The organism is Mesorhizobium sp. M7A.T.Ca.US.000.02.2.1, from assembly GCF_003996995.1.
GTDB lineage: Bacteria > Pseudomonadota > Alphaproteobacteria > Rhizobiales > Rhizobiaceae > Mesorhizobium.
The window spans coordinates 1-8280 of record NZ_RZTT01000275.1 but is presented as its reverse complement, the minus strand read 5'-3'; the positions used below and the strand labels follow the sequence as shown (position 1 = coordinate 8280).

At 57.0% G+C, this 8280-nt stretch carries 6 protein-coding genes and 1 pseudogene; 3 read left to right on the top strand and 4 right to left on the bottom strand.

The features are described from left to right. Positions 1 to 658, top strand: a pseudogene (locus tag EOD15_RS36895) (transposase); the annotation flags it as partial. Between the two features lie 364 nt (positions 659 to 1022). Here EOD15_RS36895 and EOD15_RS23045 read toward each other — a convergent pair. The 4 genes from EOD15_RS23045 to EOD15_RS35900 all read right to left on the bottom strand — a co-directional run bounded on the left by EOD15_RS23045 (position 1023) and on the right by EOD15_RS35900 (position 4728). Next, the gene (locus EOD15_RS23045) at positions 1023 to 2636 is read right to left on the bottom strand and encodes a pyridoxal-phosphate dependent enzyme (protein WP_206618665.1); all 1614 of its coding nucleotides are present in this window, start codon (positions 2634 to 2636) and stop codon (positions 1023 to 1025) included. A 37-nt stretch (positions 2637 to 2673) separates the two neighbouring features. Next, complete coding sequence (locus EOD15_RS23040; RefSeq protein WP_127308889.1) at positions 2674 to 3555, bottom strand: GHMP kinase; 882 nt, start codon at positions 3553 to 3555, stop codon at positions 2674 to 2676. Between the two features lie 565 nt (positions 3556 to 4120). Then, a complete protein-coding gene (locus tag EOD15_RS35905) occupies positions 4121 to 4543 on the bottom strand; it encodes a hypothetical protein (protein WP_164761878.1) in 423 nt (140 codons plus the stop codon). An 8-nt stretch (positions 4544 to 4551) separates the two neighbouring features. Beyond that, positions 4552 to 4728, bottom strand: coding sequence for a hypothetical protein (locus EOD15_RS35900; RefSeq protein ID WP_164761877.1), 177 nt, complete (start codon positions 4726 to 4728; stop codon positions 4552 to 4554). 913 nt (positions 4729 to 5641) lie between these two features. Here EOD15_RS35900 and EOD15_RS35895 point away from each other — a divergent pair. Further along, positions 5642 to 5812, top strand: a complete 171-nt coding sequence (locus tag EOD15_RS35895) for a hypothetical protein (RefSeq protein ID WP_167531565.1) — start codon at positions 5642 to 5644, stop codon at positions 5810 to 5812. Positions 5813 to 6854: 1042 nt separating this feature from the next. Further along, on the top strand, positions 6855 to 7952 hold the full coding sequence (locus EOD15_RS23025) for a pyridoxal-phosphate dependent enzyme (protein ID WP_127308887.1): 1098 nt from the start codon (positions 6855 to 6857) through the stop codon (positions 7950 to 7952). Positions 7953 to 8280 lie beyond the last annotated feature (328 nt).

Sequence of the window (8280 nt, the reverse complement as noted above, 5' to 3'; positions counted from 1 at the left end):
CGAGTTCGTCGTCTCCTGGTGCCGCAGCGAGGAACTGGAAGTGACGCGCTCGCGCGCCTATCGAAAGAATGACCAGGCGCATGTGGAGCAGAAGAATGGCGCCATCGTGCGTCGCCTGGTGGGGTATGGTCGGTTTGTCGGCGCGGCGGCGACGGCCGCGCTTGGTAAACTTTATGCTGTCGTGCGGCTTTACGGCAATCTGTTCCAACCGTCATTCAAGCTTCAGGAGAAGACGCGGATCGGCGCTCGTGTGATCAAGCGCTATCATCCGCCAGTTCCGCCTGCGGCCCGTGTCCTTGCACATCCGGGTGTGGCCGAGGCCGACAAGCAGCGGCTCCAGGCGATGATGGAAACCGCCGATCCCGTGCTGCTGTTTGCTGGTATCCGCGCCGCGCAGGAGGAGCTTGGGCGGCGGGTCGATCGTCGTGGCCTGAATGCGAAGATTGAGGAGCCGGCCGTTATCGATCTCCAGCGCTTCGCCGCGAATCTGAAGACGGCCTGGAAGAGTGGCGAGACCCGACCAACGCATCGGCGGCCGTATCGGCGGACCAAACCCTATCCGAAGAGACCCAGCATGTACGAGCCGTTCGAGGCGCACATCAAGGATGGCTCGAGGAAGAGCCGGCGCTCTCGGCAGCAAGTGTGTTGCAACGCCTGACAAAGATCGACCCCTCGCGCTTTAAGGAAAAGAACCTGAGAATGGTGCAACGGCTTGTGAAGGTCTGGCGCATGGAAATGGCTGGGCTGATCATCCTCGATGGCGGTTGGATGAAGAGCTGGCCGCTATCTCCCTCCGCCGCGACGGATGGAGAAAGGGCCCATGTCGGCCCTATCGCGTTCGGGAACATTCCTCGGTGAGGCAATAGGAGGGGTCACTTCCGGATGTCGCTTGATAGGTAAGGCGCAACGCCCCGGTAAGATAGTGGCTATGAGGCACGCCGGCCCGAAAGCGCTCGCTCGTGGAGCATGGCCCCTCAGGCGAGCTATCTGTAATTTAAAAGTGCAAGCTTCAAACCTTCCAACTATTCTGAATCGAATATGTATTTAAGGATATTTTGAGTGCCAACCGGGCCGCAGTAAGTAGCGCCGGTATCGCAAAAGCCCGACCTCAGGTAAACGTTTCTAGCTGTGAGATTGCGGACGTTTGCTGCAAGCAAGAGGCAGGCGACGGCTGGTCGGTTGACTAAGACCCATTGGACGGCAAGTCTCATTGCTGCCTCACCGTATCCGCTGCGTTGATGTGTAGAGCCCACGCGAAGGCTATGCAAAGTGATCACATCCGGCGGTGCCCACTCTGGCAAAGCCATTTTTTCGCGCAGGACAAAAAAACCGACAGCTTCGTCGCGAACTACAATCGAGAAGGGATGCTCACATTCGGGCCAAGAGCTATTTCGAAGATCCGAGAACACCACTTCCAACGGATCCACAAACTGCTCCTGCTCTGGATCAAGCTTTAAATGGATGACCGCGGCATCATCAAAGCGAGACAAAGCTATTAGCCTCGCACCGCACCCTTCGGAGGGAGGCGTAATCGGCTTGAGGTGCATTGCCCCACTGGGTCTTTTTTGCTTTATCGACTGCGGAGGCAAACGGTTTTCGAAAGATGACCGGAGGGGCGCATACTCCATCGCGCTGGCAAGCACTTGATCGAGTGTTCGCCTGCCCCAGGCAAAATAGGACCAGCCCGTCAATTCCCCCGTGGGCGCGGCAACAGGCACTGGCTGTTCGCGCAACGATTCACGCCATCCAGGGACGGATCTAAGCCAGTCCTCGTTATAGACAGTTTCGATGTAGCGATGCCCCTCATCAGGAAATATGGCGACAACCTTCTTGCCAGGATTCCTCTGAGACCACCAGTTCGCGACCCTATACGCAGCACCACCGGTAGGTCCCATAAATAGCCCATAGTCTCGGTGTAAACGATGAGTCGCATGAAATGCTTCTGCTTGCGTCAGCCAATGTACCTCGTCGAAATGACTGTGATTGATATTGGAGGGAATGATGCTCCGTTCCAGCCCGCTAAGCTGTCGCTTGCCGCTAAGTTGGCCAAATAGAACTGACTTTGGCGAATCAATTCCAATAGTATGCAATCCGGGGAACGGCACTCGTAAGTACCTGGACGTGCCGCACATGGAGCCCCCTGACCCGACGGGGCCCACCAGGCAGTCGATTTTTCCCACTCGATCGATGAGCAACTCCGCTAGCTTCGCGTAGGCGAGCGGATTATCCGGGTTTGAGTGGGGCGCGGGCCAATAGCTGCCGGGTATCTCCCTGAGATACCTGTTCAGCCTTTCCGAGCGCGCCTGTTGAAATCCACCACCGCGCGCTGGCTTGCTGACGACGTCTACGTGCACATTAAGCTGGGCAAGGCGTGTATGAAGGTGCCGATCGAGCGACGGGTCGCTCACTAGTGTAAGTTTGTAGCCATGCTGTGCAGCAAGCATGGCCAAGGCGAGCCCAAAATTCCCTGAAGAAGAGTCACAAATGCTGGCACCTATTTTCAGTGCTCTTTGCTCCACGGCCCGTTCTAGGATAAACCGGGCTGGAAGAAGCTTCATTAGAAAAAAACTGGCGCCACACAGGCCATCGTTCAATTCGATGATTCTAGGGTTCTCGAAATCCACAAGATTGCGCATTAGAGGTTTGCTAGCCACTTTTTACTCCCAGACCGATTCAGTGCCGAAATGCGGAAGGGTTTAAACCTATGTTTCTAAGGTCACACATCGCGAGATCCATGTTTTCGGTGCTCCTTTCCTTCGCCGGGTCGAACATTAAGCCGACAACTGTCCCGCTATGAGCAACTTGTACCCCGAGAGCGCCATGGCGAGCGCCAATCGCTTCGATATCGAACAGTCGGGGCTTGGGGAGGAATCTCTCGTTTATTCTAGCGCTTGCGGTGGCAACTCGTCCAAGCAGACCAACGTCGGAGTCGTCGATCGCTCTACGGAGAAGACTCCGGAGTGGCCGAAAGACTCCGACCTCGAACGGATCGTACTGAGCCGGCTTGAATACAAGAGTGTCAACGGTCTGGTTGGGAGTTGTGTCTATGCTGATGAAGTCGATCGCCGGAAGCGGGTTTCTGAAGGCCTCTATCACGAAACCTTCGCGATGCGAGAAGAGCACCGCTTGCTGGGAAAAGAGCGTCGAATCGCAAGCTGCCTCCGCGCCAACCGCAATTGCCATTATGCGATGAGGTGTTGATTCGAGGTCGAGGTAATTGAGAACGGCCAAGATGCTGGCCAGCACATCAGCGGTAGATGAGCCCATGCCGCGTCCAATAGGGATATTGCTTTTTATTGTCAGACGTCCGCCGATCGAGCTCCGGGCAAAAGTCTTGAGCGTGAGCTCCGCGGCGCGTTTTGCCTTTTGGCAATGCTGCGGGGTGACGGACAACCTCTCTTCGCCGTTATTCTTGAAATTCGCCGTGGACTTGAGGTGGCGGCAAGGAAGCGATATCAGCCCACGGTGCAGACGAGCATTTTGGTCTTCAAAAACGCCTTGAATGAGCTCGCCATGATGGCCGATAGCTTCGCCGCGTCCTTCTGTTGCCCGCATGGTGAACCTCGCAATATATCTGAATACCGGAGTGAGACTTACATTTGCTGCCGTCGATCAAGTCCCGCCGCTTTAGGCGACAAGTGCCATGGGCTCGGGCAATTGCACTGCCCCTCGCGGTACGATGCTATCTGACGCGAATCCGGTTTAACTTCCTTATGCGCCCGATCGACATCAACGCTGCCCGCAACATCAAATCGGCACATTTCTACCGCCTCACTACGCAAAGTCTCAAAAATCGGGCCAACTGCACAGAGCGAACCTGAGAAGATACCTTTCTGTTGCTACTCAACGGCTTACTGAGAAAGTCTGGAGGAGTGATCCCAGATAGCACCTGTCATAGGTGTTACAAAAACAGTAGCGTAGGACCCGTCGTTCTGACCAGTTGTTTGGGGGCTCCGAAGGAATCCAAGAGTCGGCTTCTAACTCCCTCCATCAAGAAGCTCGACGGCAACGCCGAACCTTTCGAGCGCGAACGCCTGCTCGCGGATTCCGATTCAAACCGGCCGGGTATTCCGATTTGAAGCCGGCCACCATTCCGGAATGAAGCCGGCCAGGGCTCCGATCAATAACCGGCCACTTTCGAGCGACTGAAGAGCACCACCTGGGTCAGCAACTGCGGCATGACGCTCCTTGTATCGAACAAGGAAAGCGTGATGCCGGCAAAGAGGAAGCTGACCATGAGACAATGGAGACAAATGCTCCGGCTTGGCAGGGACGGGACCAGCGCCCGGGACATCGCGCGACGCTCGGGGTGGCGCGTAGCACCATTCAAGACAACCTGAAGCGAGGGACCACGGCGGGGCTGACCTGGCCGCTGCCGGGCGAACTGACCGACGATGCCCTCGAGGGCAAGCTGTTCGCACGGGCCGGGGTCAAGCAGGGCATGCGGCGTCGCTTTGAACCGAACTGGGCCGACCTTGTCGTCGAGCTCAAGAAGCCGGGCGTTACGCTCCTCATTTTGTGGGAAGAATATCGCGCCGTGCATCCCGGCGGCTATGGCTGCAGCCGCTCGGCGATCTCTTTCGCGGTTTCGAACGGCGGCTTTCGCCGACGATGCGGCAGCATCACGTCGCCGGCGACAAGGTCTTCGTCGACTATTCGGGCACGAAGATCGCCATTGTCGACCCGCGCACCGGCGAGATCCGCCAGGTTCGGGGCCTCCAGCTTCACCTATGCGGAGGCGACGTGGACGCAGACCCTGCCGCACTGGATCGGCACCCATGTGCGGATGTTCCGTTTCTTCGAGGGCGTTCCCCCGCCTGATCGTGCCCGACAAGCTGAAGGATGGACGGTCACGCGATATCCGCCGGTCAGTGACGGATTTGTCGCCTGCTAGCGAGGATGATCATGAACATCGTAGCGCGGCGAGAAGTTAATATCCGTTCTGATTTTGCTTCCTTTAGTGTATTATGCGCGAATCATCTTTAGTAACTCAAGAGAGAGTTGCGATGGTTGCTCATGCTTGGCGCATCGGACTGCGGTGTCTCTACCGGAGACCAGTGTTCCACTGGTACGGATCAAGCCAGATACGCCCAGCCTTTGGAACAATCTCCTACCGGTATCTCAGCACCAAGTCGCGCAGATGCTCGCGACTCTGATCCGCCGGATGCCGCCGAACGCGCCAGCGGCCAGGGAGCGGTTTGATGTTGGCTATTCCGAGCAGTCCTGACGAGCGGCTCACAGCCGTCCGACGTTCAAAGTTCTTACGTCTATGTGCGCCATTTCCTCAATAAACCAGGTGCGCCACCACCAGGAAAGCGCCGAACTTCAGTACAGTTTGGTGGACCGCGCCGTCAGATTAGGCTGGCCGCCGGATCGTGTCGTCGTAATCGACGAGGATCTTGGAAAATCAGGAAACGGCCAAGTCGAGCGCGGCGGCTTCCAACGGCTCATCGCCGAGATCGGGCTGGCAACGCGGGTCTGGTGGTCAGGCTCGATGCATCTCGATTGGCGCGCAACAACCGGGATTGGCATCAACTCCTCGAGTTGTGTTCATTGTTCGGCGTTATCAACGCCGATGGCGAGCGCCTCTACGATCCCTGCGCCTATCACGACCGGCCATGGTTAGTGGCTCTCGGGGATCATGAGTGAAGCGGAGTTGCACCAGATCCGCATCCGCCTGAATCAAGGGGAGCGGCAGAAGGCGGCGCGCGGCGAGCTTCGCATACCGCTGGCAGGTGGCTTGACCTACAACCGCCCCGGCCAGATCGTGTTCAACCCTGATGAAGAGGTTTTCAGGCTCGGCTGCGTCTGATCTTCGACAAATTTTGAGAGCTTCAGACCGCGCGACGCGTTATGCGTTATCGGATCGAGCTGTCCGGCGAGAGCATGCCAAAACGATCAATCTCGTCGCCGGACACATCGCCTGCTTGACCTTCACCGAACTCGAACCAAACATCCAAACGACCCAGGTTCAGACCCAGAAAGTGACCGGCTTCAAATCGGAACAGTGGCCGGAATGAAATTGGAATAGGTGGCCGGCATCAGTTCGGAATGCATGGCCGGCTTCGCCGGAATCCGCACTTGCTCGCCGCCCACATGCTACACGTCAGCGTCCCGATGACGCAGATTGCCCAGTGGACGTTCAAAGGCTCGCGCGTCCCGTCACGCCTTGGCGGGACACTAGGCATGACCCGGCCGGTTAAGACGAAGGCGTGGATCGATTTCTATCTCGCGGAGCGTCGGCGCCATAGAGTCGCACTTGAGACTTTGGGTCGAGCTTCCACTTAGCCGATCGGTCTGGCTCTGTCGGCCCAATTAGCGATTGCGATCGTGCTAGCACACAGCAGGCGCCATATTCAGGAAGCGCACCGGCGGGATTGCGGTGCGATAGGGCTGCTTTCAGCGAACGCGGCGCTGGGCCCAAGTCCGCCAAATAATCGACGCGAATAGATCGTGACAGAGGTGTGGAATGGGGCTGGCCGCGGCCAGGCCGAAAGCAAACAAAATGGCTGGAGTCGTACGCACATCGGCCAATCCTTCAAATGCGCTGTAGTTAATTGGACGGGCCGAATAGCGGAAATGCAATCCTCCCCTTCTGCAGCTCGACCAATCCGAATTGGCATGAGGTTTGGGTCATTCAGAGGAAAGCCGCGGGAGCTCGTTCAGCTTCAATGGAAGGAGCGAAGGGAAAATGCCGAGCGTCAATGCGCTTTCAACGCCGGCATCGTCGCTGACCCAATTAAGCCGCGCGCTAAAGACGCCTCGGCCAGCTGCCTTGTCGTCCGAAGAAGACGGCTCGTGAGGCAGTAGTTCTACCGTTCCGCTATTTCAACATAATGAGGGGCAATCGAATCATGGATCTACCTTCCGTAAAGCTATTTCACCCCGACATAGTCGAAGAGCTTTCCTTCCCAAAGCTCGTGCAGGTCGCGCAAAATCTCGTCGTCGCAAAGTTCGACCTGATGAAATTTACGCCTGCGAAGCACATTCTTGATGCTGCGCTGGCGAGCGGACATTTACGAGCCGGCGGCCGCGTCATTGAAAGCAGCTCTGGCACGTTCGCCTTGGCACTCTCTATCCTGTGTTCGCTATATGATCTGCGCCTGACGCTGGTTACCGGTCCAACGTCGCAAATCGTCCGCTGGAGGTTGGAGAATATGGGCGCAGTCCTACACACGGTCCACGCCAGCAAGAACTGCGAAGGTGGGATACAGCAGGCCCGTCTGGAGATGTTGGCCGAGTTACGCTCATCAATGCCGGACAGTTTTTGGCCACAGCAGTACACAAACCCATTGAATTCTCTCTCTTATAAACCGATTGCGGAGAGAGCCCTGCTGACACAGCCAAAGATTGATTTAATCGTGGGTACGGTCGGCAGCGGGGGGTCGCTCTTTGGAATTGCGTCCGTATTACAACGAGAAAATCCAGACTTAAAGGTAATCGCGGTCGACCATAATAGAAGCGTGATATTTGGTGCCAGGGCCACGCGCATCAGCAAGATGTGTCGGGAGACGTCTGAACAGATTCTGGCGATGGGCGCAGGAATTCCCATGGGCAATGTGAATTTTGAACTCTGCGACGAAGTCCACTGGGTGCCGGTTCCGAAAATGGTCCAAATGGTCCACGATTTCCATCGTCGTACTGGGATGCTTGTCGGGCCATCGAGCGGTGCCGCTCTTGCTGTCGCAGAGTGGCGCGCAGCTCAGGAGCCTTCGCAGTTCGTTCTGACCCTTCTCCCCGACCACGGAGTCCGTTATGTCGAGACGGTGTTTAATCCCAGTTGGTTGAACAATTGGAACGAGGACCTTGCTCGTGGTTGGGGGGAGCCAAGGGAAATTTCCTCGCTAGAACAAGTATCGGAGGGATGGTGCCGATTCAAGTGGGATCGGCGTCGATACCGAGATGTCACCGGTAGTGACCCGGCGCCTCGCCCGGCCGGGTACAATCCGTAAGGTGTCGTTCGATACGCACTTTTAGCGGATTTCAGGAAGGTGTGAGAGCGGTTTTGGTTTGCGATTCACACGAGAGCGGCGCGGCATGCGTTATCTGTGCATCAGGTCAGAACACATTGAGTTGATTGAAGGTGCTGGTGCGAGGCACGTATTCGAAGGCATGGGCCCAGAAGCGTTCGCCGTTTGCGATGGCCTCCTTGATCAATGGCACGGCCGAACCGCCGGGGCGCCATTCTTCTGCTCCACATGCGCCTGGTCATTCTTTCGATAGGCGCGCGAGCGCGTCACTTCCAGTTCCTCGCTGCGGCACCAGGAGACGACGAACTCA